This is a genomic window from Citrobacter sp. Cf088, assembly GCF_030334295.1.
Lineage (GTDB): Bacteria > Pseudomonadota > Gammaproteobacteria > Enterobacterales > Enterobacteriaceae > Citrobacter > Citrobacter freundii.
The window spans coordinates 34856-60986 of the sequence record NZ_JAOWEE010000055.1; the positions used below are offsets into that span (position 1 = coordinate 34856).

At 52.4% G+C, this 26131-nt stretch carries 26 protein-coding genes; 15 read left to right on the forward strand and 11 right to left on the reverse strand.

Annotation, left to right across the window (positions count from 1 at the left end; translation table 11 throughout):
* Positions 1–20: 20 nt before the first annotated feature.
* Positions 21–989: a TerC family protein gene (locus OGV71_RS19820; RefSeq protein WP_003828551.1), complete on the forward strand. Its 969-nt coding sequence runs from the start codon at positions 21–23 to the stop codon at positions 987–989.
* Between the two features lie 242 nt (positions 990–1231).
* A complete protein-coding gene (gene sstT / locus OGV71_RS19825; RefSeq protein WP_032950278.1) occupies positions 1232–2476 on the forward strand; it encodes a serine/threonine transporter SstT in 1245 nt (414 codons plus the stop codon).
* A gap of 16 nt (positions 2477–2492) precedes the next feature.
* Here sstT and OGV71_RS19830 read toward each other — a convergent pair whose 3' ends face one another.
* The 3 genes from OGV71_RS19830 to uxaC form a co-directional block, all read right to left on the reverse strand.
* On the reverse strand, positions 2493–3047 hold the full coding sequence (locus OGV71_RS19830) for a YgjV family protein (protein ID WP_003024807.1): 555 nt from the start codon (positions 3045–3047) through the stop codon (positions 2493–2495).
* A gap of 207 nt (positions 3048–3254) precedes the next feature.
* Positions 3255–4742 (reverse strand): UxaA family hydrolase, encoded by a 1488-nt coding sequence (locus OGV71_RS19835; protein ID WP_204583251.1) that lies wholly within the window; start codon positions 4740–4742, stop codon positions 3255–3257.
* Between the two features lie 15 nt (positions 4743–4757).
* The gene (gene uxaC / locus OGV71_RS19840; RefSeq protein WP_003024811.1) at positions 4758–6170 is read right to left on the reverse strand and encodes a glucuronate isomerase; all 1413 of its coding nucleotides are present in this window, start codon (positions 6168–6170) and stop codon (positions 4758–4760) included.
* A gap of 471 nt (positions 6171–6641) precedes the next feature.
* Between uxaC and OGV71_RS19845 the strand changes: the two genes are divergently transcribed.
* The 11 genes from OGV71_RS19845 to OGV71_RS19895 all read left to right on the forward strand — a co-directional run bounded on the left by OGV71_RS19845 (position 6642) and on the right by OGV71_RS19895 (position 14439).
* Complete coding sequence (locus OGV71_RS19845; protein WP_003024814.1) at positions 6642–7943, forward strand: MFS transporter; 1302 nt, start codon at positions 6642–6644, stop codon at positions 7941–7943.
* Positions 7944–8077: 134 nt separating this feature from the next.
* Positions 8078–8854 (forward strand): transcriptional regulator ExuR, encoded by a 777-nt coding sequence (exuR, locus tag OGV71_RS19850; protein WP_003024817.1) that lies wholly within the window; start codon positions 8078–8080, stop codon positions 8852–8854.
* A gap of 348 nt (positions 8855–9202) precedes the next feature.
* Positions 9203–9865, forward strand: coding sequence for a DedA family general envelope maintenance protein YqjA (yqjA, locus tag OGV71_RS19855; protein ID WP_003024820.1), 663 nt, complete (start codon positions 9203–9205; stop codon positions 9863–9865).
* Between the two features lie 18 nt (positions 9866–9883).
* Positions 9884–10252, forward strand: a complete 369-nt coding sequence (gene mzrA, locus OGV71_RS19860) for an EnvZ/OmpR regulon moderator MzrA (protein WP_162838710.1) — start codon at positions 9884–9886, stop codon at positions 10250–10252.
* A gap of 148 nt (positions 10253–10400) precedes the next feature.
* Positions 10401–10769 (forward strand): DUF1090 domain-containing protein, encoded by a 369-nt coding sequence (locus OGV71_RS19865; protein ID WP_003024825.1) that lies wholly within the window; start codon positions 10401–10403, stop codon positions 10767–10769.
* A gap of 33 nt (positions 10770–10802) precedes the next feature.
* On the forward strand, positions 10803–11108 hold the full coding sequence (locus OGV71_RS19870; protein WP_003024832.1) for an ElaB/YgaM/YqjD family protein: 306 nt from the start codon (positions 10803–10805) through the stop codon (positions 11106–11108).
* Between the two features lie 2 nt (positions 11109–11110).
* Entirely contained in the window at positions 11111–11506 is a 396-nt protein-coding gene (locus OGV71_RS19875; RefSeq protein ID WP_003024834.1) for a phage holin family protein, read from the forward strand.
* A complete protein-coding gene (locus OGV71_RS19880; protein ID WP_003024845.1) occupies positions 11506–11805 on the forward strand; it encodes a YqjK-like family protein in 300 nt (99 codons plus the stop codon). The genes OGV71_RS19875 and OGV71_RS19880 overlap by 1 nt, the downstream gene beginning before the upstream one ends.
* Before the next feature lie 172 nt (positions 11806–11977).
* Positions 11978–12370 (forward strand): DoxX family protein, encoded by a 393-nt coding sequence (locus OGV71_RS19885; protein WP_003024847.1) that lies wholly within the window; start codon positions 11978–11980, stop codon positions 12368–12370.
* Positions 12371–12442: 72 nt separating this feature from the next.
* Positions 12443–13429 carry a glutathione S-transferase family protein gene (locus OGV71_RS19890; protein ID WP_204583250.1) on the forward strand — a complete coding sequence of 329 codons (987 nt, stop codon included), beginning with the start codon at positions 12443–12445 and terminating at the stop codon, positions 13427–13429.
* A 644-nt stretch (positions 13430–14073) separates the two neighbouring features.
* Positions 14074–14439 (forward strand): DUF805 domain-containing protein, encoded by a 366-nt coding sequence (locus OGV71_RS19895; RefSeq protein ID WP_130715090.1) that lies wholly within the window; start codon positions 14074–14076, stop codon positions 14437–14439.
* 37 nt (positions 14440–14476) lie between these two features.
* On the opposite strand, the gene yhaJ is transcribed toward OGV71_RS19895, so the two are convergent.
* Positions 14477–15373 carry a DNA-binding transcriptional regulator YhaJ gene (yhaJ, locus tag OGV71_RS19900; protein WP_003024855.1) on the reverse strand — a complete coding sequence of 299 codons (897 nt, stop codon included), beginning with the start codon at positions 15371–15373 and terminating at the stop codon, positions 14477–14479.
* A 104-nt stretch (positions 15374–15477) separates the two neighbouring features.
* Here yhaJ and OGV71_RS19905 point away from each other — a divergent pair, with 104 nt between their 5' ends.
* Both OGV71_RS19905 and OGV71_RS19910 read left to right on the forward strand, forming a co-directional pair.
* Positions 15478–16179: a pirin family protein gene (locus OGV71_RS19905; RefSeq protein ID WP_003024860.1), complete on the forward strand. Its 702-nt coding sequence runs from the start codon at positions 15478–15480 to the stop codon at positions 16177–16179.
* 26 nt (positions 16180–16205) lie between these two features.
* Positions 16206–16355 (forward strand): protein YhaL, encoded by a 150-nt coding sequence (locus OGV71_RS19910; protein ID WP_003841507.1) that lies wholly within the window; start codon positions 16206–16208, stop codon positions 16353–16355.
* A gap of 54 nt (positions 16356–16409) precedes the next feature.
* Here OGV71_RS19910 and OGV71_RS19915 read toward each other — a convergent pair whose 3' ends face one another.
* The 7 genes from OGV71_RS19915 to tdcC form a co-directional block, all read right to left on the reverse strand.
* Positions 16410–17720: an L-cysteine desulfidase family protein gene (locus OGV71_RS19915; RefSeq protein ID WP_086504594.1), complete on the reverse strand. Its 1311-nt coding sequence runs from the start codon at positions 17718–17720 to the stop codon at positions 16410–16412.
* Positions 17721–17744: 24 nt separating this feature from the next.
* Entirely contained in the window at positions 17745–19076 is a 1332-nt protein-coding gene (locus OGV71_RS19920) for an SLC5/6 family protein (RefSeq protein ID WP_003841510.1), read from the reverse strand.
* A gap of 282 nt (positions 19077–19358) precedes the next feature.
* Positions 19359–20723, reverse strand: coding sequence for an L-serine ammonia-lyase (gene tdcG, locus OGV71_RS19925; protein ID WP_286533909.1), 1365 nt, complete (start codon positions 20721–20723; stop codon positions 19359–19361).
* Between the two features lie 87 nt (positions 20724–20810).
* The gene (locus tag OGV71_RS19930; RefSeq protein ID WP_003024870.1) at positions 20811–21206 is read right to left on the reverse strand and encodes an enamine/imine deaminase; all 396 of its coding nucleotides are present in this window, start codon (positions 21204–21206) and stop codon (positions 20811–20813) included.
* 13 nt (positions 21207–21219) lie between these two features.
* Entirely contained in the window at positions 21220–23514 is a 2295-nt protein-coding gene (gene pflB, locus OGV71_RS19935; RefSeq protein WP_003024871.1) for a formate C-acetyltransferase, read from the reverse strand.
* A 28-nt stretch (positions 23515–23542) separates the two neighbouring features.
* Entirely contained in the window at positions 23543–24751 is a 1209-nt protein-coding gene (gene tdcD, locus OGV71_RS19940; protein WP_057063540.1) for a propionate kinase, read from the reverse strand.
* Positions 24752–24782: 31 nt separating this feature from the next.
* A complete protein-coding gene (gene tdcC / locus OGV71_RS19945; protein ID WP_003024875.1) occupies positions 24783–26114 on the reverse strand; it encodes a threonine/serine transporter TdcC in 1332 nt (443 codons plus the stop codon).
* Between the last annotated feature and the right edge of the window lie 17 nt (positions 26115–26131).

Consider the following 26131-nt stretch of genomic DNA (forward strand, 5'->3'; position numbering starts at 1 on the left):
TTTATGCATGGGGAAATACAATGAATACTGTCGGCACACCGTTGTTATGGGGTGGCTTCGCTGTCGTAGTGGTAATTATGCTGGCCATCGACCTGCTGTTGCAGGGTCGTCGTGGCGCACATACGATGTCGATGAAACAGGCTGCGGCCTGGTCAATCGTCTGGGTAACGCTGTCGCTACTGTTTAACGCCGCCTTCTGGTGGTACCTGGCGGAAACCCAGGGCCGCGCCGTTGCCGACCCACAGGCACTGGCGTTCCTGACCGGCTATCTGATCGAAAAATCGCTGGCAGTAGATAACGTCTTTGTCTGGTTGATGCTCTTCAGCTACTTCTCAGTGCCGCCTGCGTTGCAGCGCCGGGTATTGGTGTATGGCGTGCTGGGAGCAATTGTTCTGCGTACGATCATGATCTTCGCCGGCAGCTGGCTTATCACCCAGTTTGAGTGGCTGCTGTACGTGTTCGGCGCGTTCCTGCTGTTTACCGGCGTGAAGATGGCGCTGGCGAAAGAAGATGCCTCCGGTATCGGCGACAGACCGTTAGTACGCTGGCTGCGCGGCCATTTGCGCATGACCGATACCATCGAAGATGAAAAATTCTTCGTGCGTAAAAACGGTCTGCTGTTTGTCACGCCGCTGATGTTGGTGTTGATTCTGGTTGAGCTGAGCGACGTGATTTTCGCCGTCGACAGTATTCCGGCTATCTTTGCGGTTACCACCGACCCGTTCATCGTGTTGACCTCGAACCTGTTTGCTATTTTGGGGCTGCGTGCGATGTACTTCCTGCTGGCGGGCGTGGCAGAACGTTTCTCCATGCTGAAGTACGGCTTGTCAGTCATTCTGGTGTTTATCGGTATTAAGATGCTGATCGTCGATTTCTACCATATCCCGATCGCTATCTCGTTAGGCGTGGTATTTGGCATTCTGTTTGTGACGCTGATTGTTAACGCATGGGTCAACCACCAGCACGATAAAAAGCAGCAAATACAGTAAGTTTCATCTGCTAGCTGAAAAGCCCGACAGCACACTGCGTGCGTCGGGCTTTTTGTCTATCATGTCAAAAAAATGTTAACTCAAGGTTATAAAATATGATCTCAGCGCGGAATCCAGTATATTTCGCTTCCAGAACCCCGTTCTTTCCTTATACTCAGCCATGCAAACATTTGCCCCATCCTGAAAGATGCGTCAACAGAACGCACAAAGGTAAGGCAACAACACAATGAAAGGATCACTACATGACTACGCAACGTTCATCGGGGCTACTCTCGCGTTTGGCGCAAGGGAGCCTGGTTAAACAAATTTTGATCGGTTTGGTACTGGGGATTTTACTGGCACTGGTGTCAAAACCTGCGGCAGAAGCCGTTGGTTTACTGGGTACGCTGTTCGTCGGCGCATTAAAAGCTGTCGCGCCAATTCTGGTTCTGATGCTGGTCATGGCCTCTATCGCCAACCACCAGCACGGGCAAAAAACCAATATCCGCCCCATTCTGTTCCTTTACCTGCTCGGAACATTTTCAGCGGCATTAGCCGCCGTTGTCTTCAGCTTTGCTTTCCCATCAACACTGCATCTTTCCAGCAGCGCCAGCGATATTGTGCCACCGTCCGGCATCGTTGAAGTAATGCGTAGCCTGCTGATGAGCATGGTTTCTAACCCAATTGATGCCCTGCTTAACGCTAACTATATCGGTATTCTGGTCTGGGCCGTTGGTCTGGGCTTTGCACTGCGCCACGGTAATGAAACGACCAAAAATCTGGTCAATGATATGTCCAACGCCGTCACCTTTATGGTAAAGCTGGTGATTCGTTTCGCGCCAATCGGTATCTTTGGTCTGGTCTCATCCACGCTGGCAACCACCGGTTTTGCCACGCTGTGGGGCTACGCTCAACTGCTGACCGTGCTGGTAGGCTGTATGCTGCTGGTGGCGTTTGTGGTCAACCCACTGCTGGTCTTCTGGAAAATTCGCCGTAACCCGTATCCGCTGGTGCTGGCCTGTCTGCGCGAAAGCGGCGTGTACGCTTTCTTTACCCGCAGCTCTGCCGCCAACATTCCGGTGAATATGGCGCTATGTGAGAAGCTGAATCTGGATCGTGATACCTACTCGGTATCTATCCCGCTGGGCGCCACCATCAATATGGCGGGTGCGGCGATCACCATTACCGTGCTGACGCTGGCGGCGGTGAACACGCTGGGTATTCCGGTCGATTTACCGACGGCGCTATTACTGAGCGTGGTGGCTTCGCTTTGCGCCTGTGGCGCATCTGGCGTGGCGGGTGGATCTCTGCTGCTGATCCCACTGGCGTGTAATATGTTCGGTATCCCGAATGATATCGCCATGCAGGTAGTTGCCGTCGGCTTTATCATCGGCGTATTGCAGGATTCCTGTGAAACGGCGCTGAACTCTTCTACAGATGTCTTGTTTACCGCGGCAGCCTGCCAGGCTGAAGACGAGCGTCTGGCAAACAACGCCCTGCGCGGCTAATCCCTGCGCCCCTCCGTTATCGGGCGGAGGGGCTCTTTTCTTGTACGCTTTTTTCAATTTTGAACGGATCAATTCCGCGTTTTTGCATCCGCCGGAAGCGAATAATGTTCAGGCCATTCATCACCAGAAAACTCCCTTCGATCATCGTCCCGCCAATCGATCCCAGCCAGAAATTATGGATAACCCAACAGGCGGTTGCGCACCACATTACGCAACGCACGGTTAACCCTTTGCAGCGAAACAGCGCCCAGGTGCTGGCCAGCGTGCCAATTATCGGTAACAGCTCCATCGCATGCTGTAATTTCGCCAGACCGAGAACCAGGGTGAGGATAATAAAAACGGTCATCACCCACAGTTTGCGGGTATGCATTGAGACAAGTGTGCGGATGGTGTTGAGTTCTGCGCTCATTCCCGCGGGCCAGGCGCCCATCAGAAAAAAATGCACGCCAATGGTGGCGCTATAGACAGCAAGTTGCAGCCGGAAGCGGCGCTCATCGCGATTGAAAAAGGTGGTAATGCCGATCAGAAAGGCGATGACACCTACGCCCTGGGCCAGCCAATACGCGGTCATGAATGATCCTTGTCAGGTAATGCAAAAACAAACGGCGCTCCATATTATGAAACGCCGTTTTTAGATTCCACCATAAACAAACTTACCCAAAAGATTTTGTGCTACAGCAAGGCGGCAAGTTCGCACATCCCCGAGAGCTTACATGAGTAAGTGACCGGGGTGGGCGAACGCAGCCAACACAGCTGTGGTGCAAAAGATGAAGGGTAATTACAACGTTACGCCGCTTTTAAAGATAGCCAGTTCCCGGAAATCGTTGCGCTCGTTGCAGGTTTGCTTACCGTTGGCGAACTCAACGATCGTATCGACAAACTCGCTCAGCAGTTGAGGCATCGCTTTACCGTGGATCAACTGTCCAGCGTCAAAATCGATCCAGTGCTTTTTCTTCGCTGCCAGCTCGCTGTTGGTGGCAATTTTCACCGTCGGTACAAAACCACCGTACGGCGTACCGCGACCGGTACTGAACAACACCATATGACAGCCCGCGCCCGCCAGCGCGCTGGTGGCGACGGCATCGTTGCCCGGTGCGCTCAGCAGGTTCAGGCCGTGGGTTTTCAGACGCTCGCCGTAGCGCAGCACGTCCACCACCTGACTGGAGCCTGCTTTTTGCGTGCAGCCCAGAGATTTATCTTCCAGCGTGGTAATACCGCCCGCTTTGTTGCCCGGCGATGGGTTCTCGTAGATCGGCTGGTCGTGGGCAATGAAATACTGCTTGAAGTCATTAACCATGGTGACCAGCTTGCCAAACGTTTCTTCATCGCGGCAGTGGTCCATCAGCAGCTGCTCGGCGCCGAACATTTCCGGTACTTCGGTCAGCACTGTAGTTCCGCCGTTAGCAATCACGTAGTCGGAGAAACGGCCCAGCATCGGGTTGGCGGTAATACCGGAGAGGCCGTCAGAGCCACCGCATTCCAGACCAAACTTCAGCTCGCCCAGCTTACCCGGTTCACGCTTATCGTTACGCATCACGTTGTACAGCTGGTGAAGATGTTCAATCCCCGCTTCCACTTCGTCTTCCTGATGCTGGCAGACCATGAAGTGAACGCGATCAGGATCGTACTCGCCTAAGGTTTCGCGGAAAGCATCCACCTGATTGTTTTCACAGCCCAGACCAACCACCAGCACCGCACCCGCATTCGGATGGCGCACCATGTTTTGCAGCATGGTGCGAGTATTAATGTGGTCGTCGCCGAGCTGTGAACAGCCGTAGGTGTGGCTGAAGAGATGCACGCCGTCGATTCCTTCGGCGTCGTTAGTCTCTTTCAGAAAACGGTTCTGCATCTGGCGCGCCATGGCATTAACGCAGCCTACCGTCGGTAGGATCCACAGTTCGTTGCGCACCCCAACGTCACCGTTCGCGCGTCGATAAATCTGCACATCGCGATCCGCCGGTTGTGCAACTTCCGCCTGAAAATCAGGTTGGTAGCGATACGTATCCAGGTCGCTCAGATTGGTACGCGTGTTGTGAGCATGAATATGCTCACCCGCCGCAACATCCACCAGCATATGGCCAATTGGCAAACCGTATTTAATGACGTTTTCGCCTTTCGCAATATCGCATAAGGCGAATTTATGGCCACGAGAGACCGCCTGGCGCAGGATTACCGCCTGCCCATCAACGGTGACTTCGTTTCCTTCAGCCAAATCAGCAAGCGCAACCGCGACGTTATCCAGCGCATGGATCTTGATGTATTGCATACCTTCACCCAGGCCTTAGTTCAGTTCAATGGCGAAATAATCGCGCGCATTGTTGAAGCAAATATTTCTGACCATTTCACCCAGCAGCTGGATATCTGCCGGTGCTTCACCTGCAGCAACCCAACGGCCAATCATCTGACACAGAATGCGACGGAAGTATTCATGACGGGTGTATGACAGGAAGCTACGGCTATCGGTCAGCATACCGACGAAACGGCTCAGCAAACCGAGCTGGGCCAGCTGCGTCATCTGACGTTCCATCCCGTCTTTCTGATCGTTGAACCACCAGCCGGAACCGAACTGCATTTTGCCCGGCATACCTTCGCCCTGGAAGTTACCGATCATAGTCCCAAGCACTTCGTTATCGCGCGGGTTCAGACAGTACAGAATGGTTTTCGGCAGCAGGTTTTGTTCATTCTGCTTGCTCAGCAGTTTGGACAGCTCTTCCGCCATCGGACGGTCGTTGATGGAGTCGAAGCCGACGTCCGCGCCGAGCAGTTTGAACTGACGCAGGTTGTTATTACGCAGCGCGCCGATATGGTACTGCTGTACCCATTCGCGACGGGCGTATTCAGCGCCGAGGAACACCAGAACGGCGGTTTTGAACTGCGCCACTTCATGTTCACTCAGGGTTTCACCCGCCAGGCGACGCGCCAGAATGCTATCCAGCTCAGATTCGTTAGATTCGGCAAACAGCACCACATCCAGCGCATGGTCAGAGACTTTACAGCCGTGAGCTGCGAAGTGATCAAGACGTTTGGTCAGTGCAGCTTGCAGGTCGCTGAAGCGGCGGATATCCGTGTCAGACACTTCACCGAGCTTCGCCATGTAGTCATTAAAGGTCGCCAGCTCAATGTTAAAGGCTTTATCCGGACGCCAGCTCGGCAGCACTTTCACATCAAAGCTTCCGTCTTTAGCAACGGCCGCATGGTGCTCCAGAGAGTCGATCGGATCATCGGTAGTGCCGACCATTTTCACATTCATCTGCTGCATGATTCCGCGCGCAGAGAATTTATCCTGCGCCAGCAGCTCGTTGCACTGGTTCCAGATTTCGTCAGCCGTTGCCGGAGACAGCAGCTTACCTGTAATACCAAACGGACGACGTAATTCGAGGTGGGTCCAGTGGTACAGCGGGTTACCGATGGTGTGCGGAACCGTGGCGGCCCATGCGTCAAACTTCTCGCGATCGGACGCATCGCCGGTACACAAGCGCTCAGCGACGCCATTGGTACGCATCGCACGCCATTTGTAGTGATCACCCTTCAGCCAGATGTCATACAGGTTATTAAAACGGTAGTTTTCAGCGATTTGTTGCGGTGGTAAATGGCAGTGGTAATCGAAGATCGGCTGGTCTTTGGCGTAATCATGGTACAGACGGCGGGCAAATTCGGTGTCCAGCAGGAAATCTTCAGTCATAAACGGGGTCATTATCGTCTTCCTCTCAACGAGTGCGTCAGATTGCTTATGTTTTGATGTTGACAAAGTTATCACACCAATTTCCATACACTGAAGATATTTTCGTGAGTTAGATCAACAAATGGTGACAAAAAAATTACTCTCAAAGAGGTAAATCACGCGTCAAGCCGCGCCAGTTCTGGCTTTGCTGAATCGAAATAATGACCACACGAAGATTCACGCTTTTGTGATGGCACTCACCTTTTAAAGCTGTATGACAAGTTATCTTTTGGCCGTCGCGATACATAAGCCGACGGAATGCAAATTACCGATGGATATCCATCGGATTGACCGGTACGGAAACCGAATTAGCACAATTATTGACATGGCAAAGTTCGGGGTGTACCGGCTTTTTTTCGGTCCCCCCTCGTAAAAGAACATCCTCCGCCCTGAACTGGAAGATGACCGCTCGTTCGCGGACATAACAAAACGATGAGGTTTTACATGCGTAAAATTAAAGGGTTACGTTGGTACATGATTGCACTGGTGACACTTGGCACCGTGCTGGGTTACCTGACACGTAACACTGTGGCGGCAGCTGCGCCAACTCTGATGGAAGAGTTACACATCTCCACTCAACAGTATTCCTATATCATCGCAGCGTATTCTGCTGCTTACACCGTAATGCAACCCGTTGCCGGCTACGTGCTCGATGTGCTCGGCACAAAAGTGGGTTATGCGATGTTCGCCGTTCTGTGGGCCGTCTTCTGTGGTGCGACCGCACTGGCTGGCAGTTGGGGTGGACTGGCGCTGGCGCGTGGCGCGGTAGGTGCCGCTGAAGCCGCAATGATCCCTGCGGGTCTGAAAGCCAGTTCTGAATGGTTCCCGGCAAAAGAGCGTTCAATTGCCGTAGGTTACTTTAACGTCGGCTCTTCTATCGGCGCGATGATTGCTCCACCGCTGGTGGTCTGGGCCATCGTCATGCACAGCTGGCAGATGGCATTCATTATTTCCGGTGCGCTGAGCTTCATCTGGGCGATGTGCTGGCTTGTGTTCTACAAACACCCGCGCGACCAGAAAAAACTGTCTGATGAAGAACGTGATTACATTCTGAATGGTCAGGAATCACAGCATAAAAACGCGACCTCGAAAAAAATGTCGCTCGGTCAGATCCTGCGTAACCGCCAGTTCTGGGGCATCGCGCTGCCGCGTTTCCTGGCAGAACCGGCATGGGGGACCTTCAACGCCTGGATCCCGCTGTTCATGTTTAAAGTCTACGGCTTTAACCTGAAAGAAATTGCGATGTTTGCCTGGATGCCGATGCTGTTTGCTGACCTGGGCTGTATCGTTGGGGGTTACTTACCGCCGCTGTTCCAGCGCTGGTTCGGCGTTAACCTGATCGTTTCGCGTAAAATGGTCGTCACCATGGGTGCATTGCTGATGATTGGCCCAGGGATGATTGGTCTGTTCACCAGCCCATACATTGCTATCGCCCTGCTGTGCGTCGGTGGCTTTGCTCACCAGGCGCTGTCCGGTGCGCTGATTACACTCTCTTCTGACGTGTTTGGTCGTAATGAAGTGGCAACGGCGAACGGTCTGACCGGTATGTCCGCCTGGCTTGCAAGTACGCTGTTTGCGCTGGTCGTCGGCGCACTGGCTGACACCATCGGCTTTAGCCCACTGTTTGCCGTACTGGCGGTATTCGACCTCCTCGGCGCGTTAGTCATCTGGACAGTATTGCAGAACAAATCGGCCAGCGAGGTAGAGTCAGAGTCGCAAACTGGCGATCCCGCTGCGCAAAGTTAACCGGACAAGATTTAACAAGGTTTTGCCATGCTAAGCCGCCAGTTATCTGGCGGCTTTTTTGACGTCGCGAGTGGAGCCGTAATCGTAAAAGTGGTATAACAAATAGAGTCTGCCGTATCATGCCTGGAGCGCATATGGAAATCACTGAACCACGACGTTTGTACCAACAACTTGCCGCTGATCTGAAAGAACGCATTGAGCAGGGCGTCTATCTGGTGGGTGAAAAACTCCCCGCAGAACGCTTTATCGCCGATGAAAAAAATGTCAGCCGTACCGTGGTTCGTGAAGCGATTATCATGCTCGAAGTTGAGGGCTATGTAGAAGTGCGCAAAGGTTCTGGCATTCATGTCATTTCGAACCAGGCCCGTCACCAGCAGGCCACCGACGAATCGCTTGAATTCGCCAATTATGGTCCTTTCGAGCTGCTTCAGGCTCGTCAGTTGATTGAAAGCAATATCGCTGAATTTGCTGCTACGCAGGTTACCAAGCAAGACATCATGAAACTGATGGACATTCAAGAGCATGCGCGGAATGAAAAATGCTTCCGCGATTCCGAATGGGATCTGCAGTTTCATATTCAGGTCGCGCTAGCCACGCAGAACTCAGCGCTGGCCGCCATTGTGGAAAAAATGTGGACCCAGCGCAGCCACAACCCGTACTGGAAAAAACTGCACGAACATATCGACGCACGTACCGTCGATAACTGGTGTGATGACCATGATCAAATTCTCAAAGCGCTGATCCGTAAAGATCCGAACGCGGCAAAACTGGCGATGTGGCAACACCTGGAGAATACCAAAATCATGTTGTTCAACGAGACCAGCGATGATTTTGAGTTCAACGCCGATCGTTATCTTTTTGCAGAAAATCCGGTCGTTCATCTCGATACGGCAGTTAACAGCGCTAAATAAGCAATCTTTTCGATGCAGGCGCGACAAAGCGCCTGTTTCTCCTGCTTGGTAAGCATTAGGTATAAAGTGTCAGCCTGTGTAAATCCTCTCGCCTCCCTCCATTGCGATAAGCAAAATCACAGTTCAACAACCGTAATTTCTATAACGGACAACGTTGACCTTTGTTACAATTAGATGCTATTTGAATTTTTGTGTTTGAGAGCTTGCTTACTTCACAACTTTACAGGGAATAGTTCAGGCCGTGAATTTGTGTCAGACCGCGATCCATGTAAAAAACACCAATAAAATTGCGGCGTTACAAACTCCAGAAAACCGGCATGACGACAACCGATTCTCCAGGAATATTGAATGGAACTACTGACTCAATTACTGAATGCTTTATGGGCTCAGGATTTTGAAACGCTGGCCAATCCTTCCATGATTGGCATGCTCTATTTCGTACTATTTACCATTTTGTTTCTGGAAAACGGACTGCTGCCAGCGGCCTTTTTACCTGGCGACAGTCTACTGGTGCTGGTCGGCGTACTTATCGCCAAAGGCGCGATGGGTTTCCCGCAAACGGTACTGCTGCTCACTACCGCAGCCAGCCTGGGTTGCTGGCTTAGCTATATCCAGGGGCGATGGCTGGGGAATACCCGCACAGTACAAAACTGGCTATCTCATCTGCCCGCGCATTACCATCAGCGCGCGCATCATCTGTTCCATAAGCATGGTTTGTCTGCGCTGCTGGTCGGTCGCTTCATCGCGTTTGTCAGAACATTACTGCCGACCATCGCAGGATTGTCCGGCCTGAACAATGCGCGCTTTCAGTTCTTCAACTGGATGAGTGGACTGCTTTGGGTTTTGATTCTCACAACACTTGGTTATCTGCTGGGCAAAACGCCGGTGTTTCTCAAGTATGAAGATCAGCTGATGTCTTGTCTGATGCTGCTTCCTGTGGTGTTACTGGTGTTTGGTCTGGCAGGTTCACTGGTTGTTCTTTGGAAGAAGAAATACGGGAACCGAGGATAAATTATGCTGAAATCATGCATAACGCTCCGACGACTTGCCTGGTCCACCACTTTTATGTTGTTCATTGGCGCGTTGCTCCTGACCTGGTCTGTCATTCGCCAGCAGGAATCAACGCTTGCCATTCGTGCCGTAAACCAGGGAGCCAGCATGCCTGATGGCTTCTCTATCTGGCATCACCTGGATGCCAACGGCATTCGTTTTAAAAGCATCACTCCGCAAAATGACGCACTGCTGATTACCTTTGATTCCAGCGCGCAGAGCGCAGCCGCAAAGGTCGTGCTGGACCGAACGTTACCGCACGGTTTCGTTATTGCTCAGCAGGATGATGATAATCAGGCGGTGCAGTGGTTATCCCGCTTACGTGATACTCCACACCGCTTTGGTTAATTTCCAGGAATCTGAATTAGATCACTCACTTTGGTGATTTCACCGTTTAGCGCCTATGATTAATAAACTGGGCTTATGACCCAACGTTTTATTATTCTGGAGCATCGACCCTAAACGACGAGGTCGAATCACAATGGAAGGTTCAAGAATGAAATACCGCATCGCTTTGGCAATTAGCCTTTTCGCTCTAAGTGCCGGCAGCTACGCCAACACCCTCTGTCAGGAAAAAGAACAAGACATTCAGCGGGAGATTAGCTATGCCGAAAAACACAATAATCAGAGCCGCATCAATGGGCTGAACAAAGCGCTGAGCGAAGTCAGGGCAAACTGTACTGACAGCAAACTGCGCGCCAACCATCAGAAAAAAATCGCCGAGCAGAAAAATGAGATTGCCGAGCGTCAACGTGACTTAGCCGAAGCTAAGCAAAAAGGCGATGCGGATAAGGTCGCAAAGCGCGAACACAAGCTTGCTGAAGCTCAGAAAGAGCTAAAAGAACTCGAGACCCGCGATTACTAAGTACGGTAACTAGCCACTCAACTGGAGAAAACTATGTCGAAAGATAATGCTACGGAAAACCTGCGCGCTGAGCTGAAATCTCTTGCGGATACGCTTGAAGAAGTACTTAGCTCTTCTGGCGATAAGTCGAAGGAAGAGATGAGTAAAATTCGCAGCAAAGCCGAACATGCGCTGCGCGAGAGCCGCCATCGTCTGAGTGAAACCAGCGATGTGATTGCCAAACAGACCCGTGAGGCCGCGGCTAAAGCCGATAACTACGTGCGCGAAAACCCATGGACAGGCGTCGGCATTGGCGCTGCAGTCGGTGTGGTGCTTGGTGTACTGCTGTCGCGCCGTTAACAATGGCTGATTCTCAACACGCACAAGGTCCAGGCAAAGGCGTACTGGGTATTGGACAGCGGATCCTGACGATTCTCGTTGAGATCGTAGAGACGCGGCTGCGGCTGGCCGTCGTTGAGCTGGAAGAGGAAAAAGCCAACCTCATCCAGATCCTGCTGATGCTTGGGCTGACTATGCTGTTCGCGGCGTTTGGCCTGATGAGCCTGATGGTACTTATCATCTGGGCCATTGACCCTCAATACCGCCTGAACGCCATGATTGCCACCACCGTAGTGCTGTTGCTGTTAGCGCTGATTGGCGGGATATGGACGCTGCGTAAAGCGCGTAAAACAACGCTGCTACGCCATACGCGCAATGAACTCGCGAACGACAGGCGGGCTCTGGAGGATGACGCATAATGAGCAGTAAAGTCGAACGTCAACAACGTAAGGCGCAACTGCTTGGACAGATCCAGCAGCAACGGCTGGATCTGTCTGCTACTCGCCGCGACTGGCTGGAAGCCACCGAGGTCTACGATCGTGGCTGGAAGACGCTGTTGAACCTGCGCGGCTGGGTGTTAGTCGGGAGCAGTATTATGGCGGTTCGCACCATCCGTAACCCAAATCTGCTGGTCCGCTGGGCCAAACGCGGCTTTAGCGTCTGGAGCATCTGGCGTCTGGTGAAATCGACCATCAGACAGCAGCAACTGCGCGGCTAATCCCTTCCCTACTCCCAACCTCAAAATTTTTGAAAAATACTGACAGTTTTCCTTGCTAACAATTCTCATTAGCCACGTTTATTATTCTCTTCATCGACAGCAACGACGCGCTCAGCAGCGTCGTTGCACAAAAAACACAATAAGCCGCCTGAGTGGTTTCCTGGAGAGTATGATGAAGAAATTAGAAGATGTTGGTGTACTGGTAGCGCGCATTCTGATGCCAATCCTGTTTATTACCGCAGGTTGGGGAAAAATCACCGGATATGCAGGTACCCAACAGTACATGGAAGCCATGGGCGTCCCAGGATTTATGCTGCCGCTGGTGATTCTGCTTGAGTTTGGCGGCGGTCTGGCAATTCTGTTCGGTTTCCTGACCCGTACTACCGCGCTGTTCACCGCAGGCTTCACGCTGCTGACGGCGTTCCTCTTCCACAGTAACTTTGCGGAAGGTGTGAACTCTCTGATGTTTATGAAAAACCTGACCATCGCAGGCGGCTTCCTGCTGCTGGCTATCACCGGTCCGGGCGCATTCAGTATTGACCGCGTACTGAATAAAAAGTGGTAAGCAAACTATACTGAACACATCAAAAAGCGAGGAGATATCTCCTCGCTTTTGCTATCTGAGGAGACGAAAATCATGGGACAACTGATTGACGGCGTCTGGCATGACACTTGGTACGACACCAAATCAACCGGTGGGAAATTTCAACGTTCTGCATCGGCTTTCCGTAACTGGCTCACCGCAGATGGCACGCCTGGCCAGACCGGTGAAGGTGGCTTTGCTGCCGAAAAAGACCGTTATCATCTGTACGTTTCTCTGGCCTGTCCGTGGGCGCATCGCACATTGATTTTGCGTAAACTTAAAGGGCTGGAACCGTTTATTTCCGTTTCCGTTGTGCATCCGCTAATGCTGGAAAACGGCTGGACCTTTGACGACAACTTCCCAGCGGCAACCGGCGATACCCTGTATCAGCACGAATTTCTTTATCAGCTCTATTTACACGCCGATCCTCACTACAGCGGTCGGGTGACCGTTCCGGTACTGTGGGACAAAAAAAACCACACTATTGTCAGCAACGAATCTGCAGAAATCATCCGCATGTTTAACACTGCGTTTGATGCGCTGGGTGCGAAAGCCGGGGATTACTATCCACCTGCCCTGCAAAGCAAAATCGACGAGCTGAACGGCTGGATTTATGACAACGTCAATAACGGCGTGTATAAAGCGGGATTTGCCACCAGCCAGGAAGCCTACGACGATGCCGTGGAAAAAGTCTTTCAATCTCTGGCACGACTGGAGCAGATCCTGGGTCAGCATCGCTTCCTGACCGGTGACCAGCTAACTGAGGCCGATATTCGCCTGTGGACCACGCTGGTGCGCTTTGATCCGGTTTATGTCACCCACTTCAAGTGCGACAAACACCGCATCAGTGATTACCTGAATCTGTACGGTTTTCTGCGCGATATCTACCAGATGCCGGGCATTGCGGAGACCGTCAACTTTGACCATATCCGTCATCACTACTTCCGTAGCCACAAAACAATCAACCCGACCGGTATTATTTCAATCGGCCCGTGGCAGGATCTCAGCGAACCTCAAGGGCGTGACGAGCGTTTCGCCTGATTTACACTGGCCTCCGCTTATTCCTCCAGGCTACCGGGTCGGGCGCGAGGAAACGTCCCTGTAAAACGCGCCCTGAACCCGCATCCATGCGGGTTCTCCCGGCCTTACGGAAACACGTCGGCAATTTTCAGCCGGACCAGCCCACACCTGACCATCTGCGTTTTTTTTGAATATATCTGAACAGCAAATCAGATTTAACTGGAAGTCAGAGCATTACAGCGATGACCCCGGTCCGGCTGAAAATCGATGAGGCGTTGACGGCTGACCGGGGCTGCCCGCAGGGATGCGGGCAGAGGGGACGGCCTGCATGGACGCAGGCTCGGCCCCGACCCGACAGGCAGACGGAATAAGACGAATACATCGCGCAGCGACGATTTTCCCGCCGGGAGCCTGGGTTGCAAGGGAGGCGGCGGTGAGCCTCCCTTGCCCGTTCACGGGTATAAAGATATCAGAGAAGCAACGCACATGAGGTGAACGGAACCCTGAGCAAGAATCACATGTTCACCATACATGCTTAACTGATCGGCATTGCCCGTTTGGAGGCCAAATAATTAACAACACAAATATTTACCAGCATTCCATTCGCAGCTATTCTTAATTTGATTGCTTTAAAAACAAGTAATTGAACGCAGAACGAGGCAAAAATGGATTGGTATTTAAACGTATTAAAGAACTACTTTGGGTTTGGTGGCCGCGCGCGTCGTAAAGAATACTGGATGTTTGTGCTGGTCAACATCATCTTCACGTTCGTGCTGGGCATTCTGGACAGAATGCTTGGCTGGGAACGCGCCGGAGGAGAAGGCATATTAACGACGATTTACGGGGTTCTGGTCTTTATCCCGTGGTGGGCGGTACAGTTCCGGCGTTTGCATGACACCGATCGTTCAGCCTGGTGGCTGCTGGTGCTATTGATCCCGATCGTCGGCTGGTTAATCATCATTATTTTCAACTGTCAAAACGGCACTCCGGGGAGTAACCGCTTCGGCGCTGACCCCAAACAGTTATCCTGAATTTAAATACGCCCCTTCCGTTGGAGGGGCGTATTTCTTATTTACCCGCAAACAGCTTGGGAATTTCTCGCAGACACCAGGATTTCGCCTCGCCCATGCTGTCACGACGCCAGGCCATAATAATATCTATCTCGCTTGTCGATTCCGGACTAACGACCCGCAGTCGACCAGCTGCAATATCCTCTTCCACCAGCGGGTACGGCATTGTCGCTACGCCCAATCCGGCCAGCAGCGCCTGACGTTTATCTTCTATCGTACTCACCGTCAGACGCGGCTGTTTATCCAGCAGTTGAACGGTCAGCACCGGACGTTCACGGGCGGTATCCGCCACAGCGATCCCACGGTATTTCACACGGGTGACTTCCGATAACGGTTCCGGCTCCTGATGGATAGGATGATCCGGTGCTGCCACATACACGTTCATCAGTGAGTACAGCTTGCGCGAGTTGATTTCGGAAGATGAGCGAAAATGCATATCCGGCGCAATCACGATATCCGCCCGCCCCTGCTCAAGACGCTCCCACGCCCCGGCCAGAACTTCGGTAATAACGGAAAGCTGGGTATTGGCCTTCCCGGCCAGTCTGTCGATCAGCGGGAAAAACGCCGCCGTTGGCACCAGTGCTTCGGTAACGATAGTCAAATGCGTTTCCCATCCGCGAGCCAACGCTTCGGCATCAGTAGTCAGCTTATCCGCAGCTTCCAGCAGTACGCGCCCACGCTCCAGCAGCATACGCCCGACGTTAGTGAATTTTGTGCGGTGGCCTGAACGGTCAAACAGCACTACGTCCAGCTCTTCCTCCAGCTTCTGCATGGTATAGCTAAGTGCGGAAGGCACGCGCCCCAGTTCGTCTGCTGCGGCGGCAAAGCTGCCGCGCCTGTCTATTGCGTCCATGACGCGTAACGCCTCAAGCGTTAAAGCCCTTTCTTTAGCCATCTCGTTCTCATTCAGGAAATTTGAACATACCAGGCAGAATATCTGGCTAACAATGCAGCGTCTAGCCATTTAACATAAAAGGAAGTAAAGAGAGGTCAAGAACTATGATTACTACCCGTACAGCCAAACAATGCGGGCAAGCAGACTACGGCTGGCTGCAGGCCCGTTATACCTTCTCCTTTGGACACTATTTTGATCCTAAACTGCTGGGTTATGCCTCGCTGCGTGTTCTGAACCAGGAAGTTCTGGCACCGGGGGCCTCTTTCCAGCCACGGACCTATCCGAAGGTGGATATCGTCAATCTGATCCTTGAAGGGGAAGCAGAGTACCGAGACAGCGAAGGCAACCATATCAAGGCCAAAGCAGGCGAAGTTTTACTGCTCGCGACACAGCCCGGGATTAGCTATAGCGAACACAATATCAGCAAAGACAAACCGTTAACGCGGATGCAGCTCTGGCTGGACGCCTGCCCGCAGCGTGAAAACGCCTGCGTACAGAAAGCCACGCTGGGTACCGGTAAGCATCAGCTGCTGGCCTCGCCGGACGGTGAACAAGGCAGCCTGCATCTGCGCCAACAGGTATGGGTGCACCACGTTGAACTGCAGCAAGGTGAATCGCTGAGTTTTCAGTTACATGGGCCACGCGCTTATTTACAGTCGATTCACGGCAGATTCCATGCGGTGACGTCTGGCGCCGAAAAAGAAGCGCTCACCTGTGGCGATGGGGCATTTATTCGTGACGAAACTAACATAACGTTAGTCGCCGATACCCCGCTGCGCGCTTTGCTGATAGATTTGCCCGTATAGTCAGGGAAAACAATGGAGTACGACTATTGAGCAAGAAATCATCAAAAAAACGCCAGCCGCAGGTTGAGCTGAAAAAACAGGAAACAGTTGCCTTCGGCTATGAAGAAATGCTGACAGAGCTGGAAGCGATTGTGGCCGATGCCGAGCTACGGCTGGAAGACGAAGAAGCCGCCTGAAAAGGCGGCTTAGACTTATGCCGGGTGGCGGCAACGCCTTACCCGACCTGGAGATTAATGCGCCTTACTGGCCATGATCTCAATGATCTGCTTGTCGGTTTCCTGCATCGACCGACACGCCAGTGCACACAGGTTAGCGATAGATTGTTCCACGTTATGCGCCACAATCCCTTCGTTTCCGGTTACGGCAGTATCATCCAGTGCCATCAGTACCGCTTTCCACGCCGCAGATGCGCTGGTTGAGACTTTCATCGCGCAGCTGTTTGAAGCGCCATCGCAAATCATTCCGCTCACGTCGCCAATCATGCTGCTGATCGCCATCGCGATGGTGTTGTAGCGGCCATCCACGATCCATGCCATCCCCGCTGCTGCGCCCATCGCCGCCGTAGTTGCCGCGCATAGCGCAGACAAACGCGGAAGCTGATGATGGATGTAAATAGCGCTCAGGTGAGACAACATCAGCGCCCGCGCCAGTTTCTCCTCATCCGCGCCAAAGTGCTCGGCCACCACCATGACCGGAACTGTCGCGGTAATACCCTGATTGCCGGATCCGGAGTTGCTCATGGCCGGCAGCGTCGCCCCGCCCATTCGCGCATCCGATGCCGCACTGGTACGGATCAAAATAGAGGTGGAGAGATCGTTCGCCAGCAGGCCACGCGCGCACTGCTTCTCAAGCGTGGTTCCGATGTGCAAGCCCCAGTTACCGCGCAGCCCTTCCTGAGACAGCGCACCGTTCAGCTTTGCCGCATCAAGAATAAAGCGGATCGACTCAAACGGTACCGCGTTCACGAACGCCAGAATCTCTTCCAGCGAGGTGTGAGACAATACCGCCAGCGGCGACTCCAGCTCCTCTTCCTGAGTATTCTGTTCTGTGGTGAACACTACACCCTTATTGGTCTCGATGTGGACGATGTTGGTATGACCGCCCACAATCGTCACGCACGCCCATCCTTCAGCGCTGTAAACCTTCGCGCGGGAAAAGAGGATATCCTCGCAAGGTTCCTGCAGCATCACCGCAACCTTGCCAGCGCTCAACATCGCTTTCGCATCAGCGATTGCTTGGGGCGACGCATCTTTCAGTACCTCTAAACCAGCACGGGCATTTCCCCCCAGCGCACCCAGCGCCGCCGCGACAGGTAACCCGACCATTCCAGTACCCGGCACGGTAACGCCCATGCCGTTTTTCATCAGGTTCGGTGAGACCCACGCATCGATACGTTCAACCGCGCCGTCCAGCTCAGAGGATGCGACCGCTGCCGCCAGCGCCAGAGAGATAGGTTCCGTACAACCCAGCGCAGGCTTAACCTCTTCCTGTACCGCGCGGATAAAACTATCCCATAATGGATTCAATGTAGTCTCAAACATAACAACAACCTTTGCTCAGATAACTCAGGAAAATGCCAGGAACGGAGAAACGCACAGCAGCAGGCCCGTGATAATAATCAGATACAGGGAAGCGCCTTTGTATTTGTGCAGTGAAGGAACTTTGTAGACCAGCCAGGCCGGGATCAGACAACCCACCATGCCGAAGATAGGACTACAAATAGAGGTGAAGCTCAGTACCGGCGCATTGAGCACAATTGCACTCCAGGCCAGCAGGATGGCAAAAACCATAATGCCGCGCTGAACCAGGGTTTCGTTGATTTTCTCGGCTGGCATTTTGCGGCGCAGCACGTTCATTACGATCCCCTGAGTCGCTTCACGGAAACCTAAGTAGACGCCGAAGAATGCGGTCATAACGGCAAAGATGTTCAAAACTACGCTGACGATTTTCACCCAACCAGCACCCGCACCGCTGATAAACTGCGCGGCAATCGCCAGAGCGGAAATATTCTGCTCATAAGCTTTAACCGCTTCGTCATGGCCCATCGCCAACGTGAAGGAAACGGCGTAGAAAAAGACGGTCACGAACAGAATGCCGAACGCGATATTCATCGCTCGCAGGGCTTTATGGCGCGCCACTTCAATGGATTTGTTGCGAGAACGATACGAGATAACCATCGGGCTTAATGTCTGAATAAACAGAATTGAGGTCAGCGTAAATGGCAACGTTATGATCGCGTTTTTGATCAGCAGCGCCATCGGCGGCAGTAAACCTACGTTATACAAATGCCACATCCCAACCATCGATACGCCAAGCGCTGCCACTACCAGCAGCTTGGTCAGCACCATGCCGGTGGAGATTTTAAACAGCAGTTTTTCCCCGCGTGACGAGATGGCCACCAGGATGCAAATCAGCACCAGGCCATAGAACGGGCTGTCGGACAGTAAACCTTCAGTAACGCCAAACGTGTGCAGATAAGAGGCGCTATCGTTGGTGATGGCGGTGGAATAGACAAACATCCAGATAACCAGCATCACAAAATACAACGCACCTAACAGGATGCCCCAGTTCTTACCCAGATAGCCGCTGATCACGCTCGGGTAGTCTTTACATTCTGGGGACTCAGCCAGCGTATTGATAAACAGACGCTGGAACAGATACATGGCTGGGTAGCCAATGATAGAGGACAGCAAGAACACCCACAGCCCCATTAACCCGACCTGGACAGGAAGAAAAACAATCCCCGCGCCAATTGCCATACCGATACTCATAATGACCCAGCCAGTGTCCATGCTGTCGAATTTAATGGCTTCACGCCATTCACTTTCGGTCATCCCCGCCCGACGCGCCGGAGCAGATGCGTCGAGTATTACGCTGTTATTCGTTGCCGTTTCCATAAAAATCTCGCTCAAAATGTAGGGTAAGGTTTTATTATTTTTCCGTTCCGCATCAATGCGATACGCGGTACGAGTCGTGCAGGCGAGTTCGTTAGAATGGAGAAATCATACGCCGAGGGTCAGAGAAAAACTTCACATAAATACCCACTCATTTCATAATGTTTAATAAAATTTTTCTATTTTATATTTACAAAATGGGATTAATTTCCCTTTTTGAAGCGGATCACAACAAAAAAAGGGCGCACTCAAGTGCGCCCAAAGGAGAAATAAACACAAATTTAGTTAAGTGCAAATCACTTTGATAGCCAGACCACCACGTGACGTTTCACGGTATTTGTCGTTCATGTCTTTGCCCGTCTCATACATGGTCTCGATCACTTTATCGAGCGAAACGCGTGGTTCTGACGTCCTACGTAGCGCCATACGCGCGGCGTTGACGGCTTTTACCGCGTTGATCGCATTGCGCTCAATACACGGTATTTGTACCTGTCCGGCGACCGGATCGCAGGTCAGTCCCAGGTTATGCTCCATGGCGATTTCCGCCGCAATACACACCTGAGACGGGCTACCGCCGAGCAACTCGGTCAGCCCAGCTGCTGCCATTGAACAAGCAACGCCAATCTCACCCTGACAGCCCACTTCGGCACCCGAAATCGAGGCGTTCATCTTATACAGCGCACCTATCGCCCCCGCGGCCAGTAAGTAGCGGGCAATGGAGTTTGCATTCACCGGGCGGCGGAACTTGTCGTAATAAGCCAGGACAGCAGGGATAATCCCACATGCTCCATTGGTCGGTGCCGTCACAACCCGGCATCCGGCGGCGTTTTCTTCGCTCACGGCCAGCGCAAACATGTTGATCCAGTCGATAACGTTCATCGGGTCGCTGGACAGGTTATCGCTGGAAACCAGCAACCGACGTAATGCCACGGCGCGGCGCGGGACGTTCAGTGGACCCGGCAGAACGCCTTCGGTGTTCATGCCGCGCTCAATTCCAGCGTGCATAACGTCCCAAATGGCAGCAAAGCCAGCATCGATTTCTTCTTTGCTGCGCATCGCCAGTTCGTTTTGCATCATCAGGCCGGAAACAGACAGCCCGTTGCGCTCGCACAATTTCAGCAGTTCGCTGGCGGAATGAAAATTGTAGGGCACGTGTGCTTCAACATCATGCGCCTGACCAAATTGCTCCTCTTCAACGATAAAACCACCGCCGATGGAGTAATAGGTTTTGCTTAATAGCGTCTCGGTGCCGTTCCATGCGGTGATACGCATGCCATTTTCATGGCGCGGCAGCGTTTCGGTATGAAAGAGAATATTTTCGTCTGGAATGAAATTGACAACATGCGTGCCCCCTGCAACCGGTAAACGTCCGGTACGGGCCACTTCCTGAGTAAAACCAGCGATAGAATCTATATTAACATTTTGTGGACTGTTACCGGCCAGTCCCATCATGATGGCGACATCTGTCGCATGACCTTTTCCGGTCAAGGAAAGCGATCCATAAAGATCGACCACAATATGCGTAGCTTTGGGGAGTTCCCCGCTGCTGACCAACAGATCGATAAAGCTTTTACCTGCGTTCATTGGCCCCACGGTATGGGAGCTGGAAGGTCCAATGCCAATCTTGAAAATATCGAATGCGCTAATCATATCCACACCCTCGGATTGCCGTTCAGTGAAGACCAGGTTTCACACTCATTAAGGATCGGGGCGATCCTGAGATCGCCCCGCAAGGGATTACAGCGTGTCGCCACGTACGGCGATGGCTTCAATCTCCAGCTTCACATCCTTTGGTAAGCGGGCGACCTGCACGCAGCTGCGCGTAGGGTAGATTGCCTTATGCTCATCAAAGAACTGCTGGTACACCTGATTGATGGTGGCGAAGTCGTTCAGGTCGGAAACGAAAACGGTGGTCTTGACGATATCGCTCACTTTCAAACCTGCAGACTCGACAATCGCTTTCACGTTTTCCAGGCTTTGACGCGCCTGATCGGATACGTTTTCAGCCACTTCACCGGTCTGTGGACACACCGGGATTTGACCTGACGTCAACACCATGCTGCCCAGATCCACACCCTGTACGTAAGGCCCAATCGCCCCTGGCGCACATTCGGTTGCAATAACTTTTCTCATAGTCCCTCCGGCATCAGAGCGCCTGGGTGAAAGTACGTGAAATAACATCCTGCTGCTGTTCACGGGTCAGCGCGTTGAAGCGCACCGCATAGCCAGACACGCGGATCGTCAGGTTCGGATAGTTTTCCGGGTGCTCAATGGCATCCATCAACATTTCACGGTTCATAACGTTAACGTTCAGATGCTGCCCACCTTCCACATGCGCTTCATGGTGGAAGTAACCGTCCAGCAGACCGACCAGGTTGGTTTTACGCACTCCATCCTCTTTGCCCAGCGCTGCCGGTACAATGGAGAAGGTGTACGAGATACCGTCTTTGGCATAGGTGAACGGCAGTTTGGCGACCGAGGTTAACGACGCCACCGCACCTTTACGATCGCGGCCGTGCATCGGGTTTGCCCCTGGCGCAAACGGCGTACCCGCGCGACGTCCGTCCGGCGTGTTACCAGTTTTCTGTCCGTACACCACGTTGGAGGTGATGGTCAGAATGGACTGCGTCGGCACCGCGTTACGGTAGGTTGGCAACACCTTAATTTTCTTCATAAAGCGTTCGACCAGGTCGCAGGCAATGCTGTCCACGCGCTCGTCGTTGTTGCCGTATTGCGGATAGTCGCCTTCGATTTCGAAATCAATTGCCAGGCCGTTTTCATCGCGAATCGGTTTCACGCGAGCGTATTTGATAGCCGACAGAGAATCCGCCGCCACGGACAGACCCGCCATACCACAGGCCATTGTGCGATAGACATCACGATCGTGCAGCGCCATCAGCGAAGCTTCGTAGCTGTACTTGTCGTGCATGTAGTGGATGATGTTCAGTGCGCTGATGTACTGCACGGCCAGCCAGTCCATAAAGTGGTCCAGGCTCTCCATCACCGTGTCGTAGTCCAGCACGTCATCCATCAGTGGTGCCGTTTTCGGCCCGACCTGGATTTTCAGCTTCTCATCCACGCCGCCGTTGATTGCGTACAGCAACGTTTTAGCGAGGTTGGCACGCGCCCCGAAGAACTGCATTTGTTTGCCGATAACCATCGGGCTGACGCAGCAGGCAATGGCATAGTCATCGCTGTCAAAGTCGGCACGCATCAAATCGTCGTTTTCATACTGCAAAGACGAGGTGATGATAGACACCTGGGCAGCGTACTTTTTAAAGGCGATTGGTAGCTGTTCAGACCACAGCACCGTCAGGTTCGGCTCTGGTGCCGGGCCCATGGTGTGCAGCGTATGCAGATAGCGGAACGAGTTCTTCGTCACCAGCGTGCGACCATCAAGCCCCATACCACCGATAACTTCGGTCGCCCAGATAGGGTCGCCTGAGAACAGGGTGTCGAATTCCGGCGTACGCAGGAAGCGCACCATACGGATCTTCATAATGAAGTGGTCGATCAGCTCCTGCGCCTGCTGCTCGTTTAAAATCCCCGCTTTGAAATCGCGCTCAATGTAGATGTCTAGGAACGATGCGGTACGGCCCAGCGACATCGCGCCGCCGTTCTGCGATTTCACCGCAGCCAGGTAAGCAAAGTACACCCACTGCACCGCTTCTTGCGCATTACGCGCCGGGCGGGAGATATCGCAGCCATACTTCGCAGCCATTTCCTGCATTTGCAGCAGAGCGCGACGGTGCTCAGACAGCTCTTCACGCAGACGAATCGTGGCTTCAAGATTCTGGCCCCACTCCAGGTTCGACTGGAGATCGGCAAACTGCAGTTCACGCTCGCGCACCAGGTAGCGAATACCGTACAGCGCCACGCGGCGATAGTCACCGATGATACGGCCACGACCATAGCCGTCCGGCAGACCGGTCAGCACGCCGGATTTACGGCAGCGCAGCATATCCGGAGAGTAGGCGTCGAATACGCCCTGGTTATGGGTTTTACGCAGTTCAGTAAACTGGTATTCAAAATCAGCATCCATCTCACGACCATAAGCATCAAAAGAGCTTTTGATCATGTTGATGCCACCAAACGGATGCAGAGCGCGCTTGAGCGGCTTATCCGTTTGCAGACCAACGATTTTTTCCAGTTCTTGTTCAATATAACCCGCATCATGCGCGGTTATCGTGGTAGCAATATTAGTATCGAAATCAACCGGCGCGTGCGTCGAGTTTTCAATACGGATGCCCGCCATCACTTTTTCCCACAATGCAGTGGTCGCAGGCGTTGCTTCGGCGAGGAAAGATTCATCCCCTTCATAAGGCGTATAGTTGTGCTGAATAAAATCACGGACATTAATTTCTTCTTTCCAGTCCGTACCTTTAAAGCCATTCCAGGCTTCGGCATACAGCATATCGCTGGTATCGATATTTACCTTCATGAAAAATAATCTCTCTGCTGAAAATTAATTATGCAAATGCTACTGGAGTATTAATTTTGCCTAACGCAATGGCATCACGTGCAATCATTTTCTCTTCATTTGTGGGAATAACCGCACAAATAACACGAGCATCTTTATTTGAGATAATTCTTTCACCATGGGAATTTGGCAGACTATTCATTTCGTTGTCGATATTCACGCCTAAAACGGCAAGGTGCTCAATAACCAGACGACGAATTAATACCGAGTTCTCACCTATTCCACCAGTGAAAATAATCCCATCAAGACGATGCAACGATGCGGCATGCCCGGCGATATGACGCGCGATACGATGCACAAACGTTTTAATCGCCAGCTGCGCACGCTCATGTCCCTCGTGCCAGGCTTTTTCTAACGTACGTAAGTCAGAGGACAAACCGGAAATACCCAGTAAACCGGACTCTTTATTCACTACGCGCTCAAGGTCGCTCAGCGTCTGGTTGGTTTCGCTGGCAATCCACGCCATCGCGCCGAAATCGACGTCGCCGCTGCGTGTCCCCATCATCAACCCTTCCAGCGGCGTCATGCCCATTGAGGTATCAACGCTCTGCCCGTTACGCACCGCACAGATTGACGCACCGTTCCCCAAGTGAGCCACAACCAGACCCGAGTCATCACTCTGCAGGTCAAGAAGGTTATGCGCTTGCTGAGAAACATAGCGATGCGACGTGCCGTGGAAGCCGTAACGACGAACGCCCAACTCTTCGAAATATTTCCACGGTAAACCGTACAAATAGGCTTCAGGGGCCATCGTCTGGTGGAAGCTGGTATCAAATACCGCGACCTGCTGTCGGCCAGGGAAAAGGTGCTGAGCAGATTCGATCCCACTCAGGTTCGCATAATTATGTAACGGAGCTAAAGGCGATACCCGGCGGATATTATCGATAACTTCGTCAGTAATAATTGCTGATTCGGTAAAGATATTTCCGCCGTGGGCAATGCGGTGGCCAATTAAGGCCACGCTGTCCATTAAATTACGTTTCTCTAGTTCAACGGCAATTGCTTTTAATGCGTCTTCGTAGCTGTGGTGAGCCAGCTTAGCTGGCTCTCCTCCATTAATTGCTATGAACGCATTTTCAGAGTTAATACCGTCCGCGATTCCCGCCATTAAAACTTCACAGTTAGCTGCATCCAGCACTGAGAATTTAATGGAAGACGAACCACAGTTAATAACCAGTACTACCGGAAACTCATTCATTTCACTACTCCGCTCATCCTGAGCTTAAGGATTAAAACAGTTTGTAGACAATGTTCAGGATGGTCAGCAGACCAATCACGGTAACAAACACGTTATCCAGACGGCCACGGTATTTCGCCAGTGATGGCGCTTTACGGATGGCATACATCGGCAGCAGGCAGAGCAGAGAGGCAATAATCGGCGCGCCCATTGCTTCAATAAGGTCCAGGATGTTCGGGTTGGCGTAAGCCACAACCCAGGTGGAGCCCATGATGAAGATCATGCTGATGGTGTTCAGTTTGCCGGCGGAAACTTTGGTCTTATCGCCTTTGTAACCAAACTTCAGCACCAGACCGTTCAGACCTTCCAGCGTACCCAGGTAGTGGCCGAAGAACGATTTGAAGATAGCAACCAGGGCGATAATAGAAGCACCGTATTCCAGAACGGTCGCGAAGGTGGACTTCGTCCCGGACAGTGAAGCGAAGTGGTTCGCCAGATAAGACAGTACTGGAATGTTCTGCGCTTTCGCATCCGCCATGTTTGCCGGAGACAGCGTGAACAGGCAGCTAAAGGCGAAGAACATTACCACCGCAACCATCAGCATACTGGCGCGGGAGATGATTTTAGAACATTTCTGCTCGGTAAATTCGCGACCGAAATCTTTCTCATACTCTTCGCGTTTAGAGACCACGAAGGAAGAAACGATTGGCGAGAAGTTGAAAGAGAACACCATGATGGAAATACCCAGCCATACGGTAACCAGGATGCCGTCATGGCCAGTCAGAGCGATATTGCTGATATCAACCTGATCGATAACCGCTGAGTTCCAGTAAGGAATCAGTGACAGAGAGATAAGCACCAGGCTGGCAATGAACGGCCATACCAGGTAGCTCATCACTTTAACCATCAGATCTTTACCAAACCAGATGACGAATGCCATCAGCAGCAACAGGAACAGCGCCACGAAGCCACGGTTCAATGCTGGCATTTGCAGCTGGTTTTCCCAGAAGGTCATAAAGGTGTTGGTGATGGTGACGCCATAAATCCACAGCAGCGGACAAATCGCAAAGAAGTAGAGGAACGTGATAACCACGCCGCCCGTTTTACCAAAGTGCTCTTCAACCGTTTCTGTGATGTTACCGGAAGGATTAGAACCGGAAAGACACAGGCGTGCCAGCGCACGGTGGCAATAGAACGCGATGGGGTATGCTAACACCAGCATGATCAGAATGGGGATCAGTCCGCCAAAACCTGCGCGGATAGGGAAGAACAGCACCCCAGCGCCGATGGCTGTACCAAATAAACCCAGTGTCCAGGTGGTGTCCGATTTGCGCCAGGACGACTGTTTTGTCTGGCTGGATACAATGCTATCAGTAGTACTCATATCCTATCCTCAACGAA

What these genes read in the sequence shown, in the direction of transcription:
- OGV71_RS19820 (WP_003828551.1), top strand. Translation starts at nt 21, where the DNA reads ATGAATACTGTCGGCACACCGTTGTTATGGGGTGGCTTCGCTGTCGTA.
- sstT (WP_032950278.1), top strand. Translation starts at nt 1,232, where the DNA reads ATGACTACGCAACGTTCATCGGGGCTACTCTCGCGTTTGGCGCAAGGG.
- OGV71_RS19830 (WP_003024807.1), bottom strand. Translation starts at nt 3,047, where the DNA reads ATGACCGCGTATTGGCTGGCCCAGGGCGTAGGTGTCATCGCCTTTCTG.
- OGV71_RS19835 (WP_204583251.1), bottom strand. Translation starts at nt 4,742, where the DNA reads ATGCAATACATCAAGATCCATGCGCTGGATAACGTCGCGGTTGCGCTT.
- uxaC (WP_003024811.1), bottom strand. Translation starts at nt 6,170, where the DNA reads ATGACCCCGTTTATGACTGAAGATTTCCTGCTGGACACCGAATTTGCC.
- OGV71_RS19845 (WP_003024814.1), top strand. Translation starts at nt 6,642, where the DNA reads ATGCGTAAAATTAAAGGGTTACGTTGGTACATGATTGCACTGGTGACA.
- exuR (WP_003024817.1), top strand. Translation starts at nt 8,078, where the DNA reads ATGGAAATCACTGAACCACGACGTTTGTACCAACAACTTGCCGCTGAT.
- yqjA (WP_003024820.1), top strand. Translation starts at nt 9,203, where the DNA reads ATGGAACTACTGACTCAATTACTGAATGCTTTATGGGCTCAGGATTTT.
- OGV71_RS19865 (WP_003024825.1), top strand. Translation starts at nt 10,401, where the DNA reads ATGAAATACCGCATCGCTTTGGCAATTAGCCTTTTCGCTCTAAGTGCC.
- OGV71_RS19870 (WP_003024832.1), top strand. Translation starts at nt 10,803, where the DNA reads ATGTCGAAAGATAATGCTACGGAAAACCTGCGCGCTGAGCTGAAATCT.
- OGV71_RS19875 (WP_003024834.1), top strand. Translation starts at nt 11,111, where the DNA reads ATGGCTGATTCTCAACACGCACAAGGTCCAGGCAAAGGCGTACTGGGT.
- OGV71_RS19880 (WP_003024845.1), top strand. Translation starts at nt 11,506, where the DNA reads ATGAGCAGTAAAGTCGAACGTCAACAACGTAAGGCGCAACTGCTTGGA.
- OGV71_RS19885 (WP_003024847.1), top strand. Translation starts at nt 11,978, where the DNA reads ATGAAGAAATTAGAAGATGTTGGTGTACTGGTAGCGCGCATTCTGATG.
- OGV71_RS19890 (WP_204583250.1), top strand. Translation starts at nt 12,443, where the DNA reads ATGGGACAACTGATTGACGGCGTCTGGCATGACACTTGGTACGACACC.
- OGV71_RS19895 (WP_130715090.1), top strand. Translation starts at nt 14,074, where the DNA reads ATGGATTGGTATTTAAACGTATTAAAGAACTACTTTGGGTTTGGTGGC.
- yhaJ (WP_003024855.1), bottom strand. Translation starts at nt 15,373, where the DNA reads ATGGCTAAAGAAAGGGCTTTAACGCTTGAGGCGTTACGCGTCATGGAC.
- OGV71_RS19905 (WP_003024860.1), top strand. Translation starts at nt 15,478, where the DNA reads ATGATTACTACCCGTACAGCCAAACAATGCGGGCAAGCAGACTACGGC.
- OGV71_RS19915 (WP_086504594.1), bottom strand. Translation starts at nt 17,720, where the DNA reads ATGTTTGAGACTACATTGAATCCATTATGGGATAGTTTTATCCGCGCG.
- OGV71_RS19920 (WP_003841510.1), bottom strand. Translation starts at nt 19,076, where the DNA reads ATGGAAACGGCAACGAATAACAGCGTAATACTCGACGCATCTGCTCCG.
- tdcG (WP_286533909.1), bottom strand. Translation starts at nt 20,723, where the DNA reads ATGATTAGCGCATTCGATATTTTCAAGATTGGCATTGGACCTTCCAGC.
- OGV71_RS19930 (WP_003024870.1), bottom strand. Translation starts at nt 21,206, where the DNA reads ATGAGAAAAGTTATTGCAACCGAATGTGCGCCAGGGGCGATTGGGCCT.
- pflB (WP_003024871.1), bottom strand. Translation starts at nt 23,514, where the DNA reads ATGAAGGTAAATATCGATACCAGCGATATGCTGTATGCCGAAGCCTGG.
- tdcD (WP_057063540.1), bottom strand. Translation starts at nt 24,751, where the DNA reads ATGAATGAGTTTCCGGTAGTACTGGTTATTAACTGTGGTTCGTCTTCC.
- tdcC (WP_003024875.1), bottom strand. Translation starts at nt 26,114, where the DNA reads ATGAGTACTACTGATAGCATTGTATCCAGCCAGACAAAACAGTCGTCC.